The 444-nt window shown below is 42.6% G+C and carries 1 protein-coding gene; it reads left to right on the forward strand.

Annotated elements, in window-relative coordinates; translation table 11 throughout:
* Nucleotides 1-444, forward strand: a 444-nt coding sequence (locus PSH48_RS20955) for a TonB-dependent receptor domain-containing protein (protein WP_273612318.1), incomplete at both ends; no start/stop codon positions are given.

Here is a 444-nt window from a genome sequence, read left to right on the forward strand (position 1 = left end):
GTTCTACGCAGAAACTGAAGAACAAAACTTTGAAGCAACATCACAAAAGTTCTTCGACCGTGAATACGAAGCCAAAGGTATTGAGATTGAATCAACGTACTTCATGGATGCGTGGGATTTTCGTGGTAACTTGACGTGGACTGATGCTGAAATTGCTAAAGATGCACTATCTCCTGACGTTGTAGGTAACACACCACGCCGTCAAGCGGATTTAATTTACTCACTAATGGCTCGCTACAGCTATGAGAAAGGGGCAGCAGGTCTGAGCTTTATTGGTACAACTGACGCTTACGCTCAAGATAATAACGACCTTAAATTCGATGGGTACACACAGGTAAATGGCTTTGTAAGCTACGACCTATCTGAAAACCTTAGCCTAGCACTGAATGTAAATAACCTATTTGATACAGTAGGTATTACAGAAGCAGAGGAAGGCTCTGTACC

This window comes from Pseudoalteromonas sp. Angola-4 (assembly GCF_028599265.1).
GTDB lineage: Bacteria > Pseudomonadota > Gammaproteobacteria > Enterobacterales > Alteromonadaceae > Pseudoalteromonas > Pseudoalteromonas atlantica.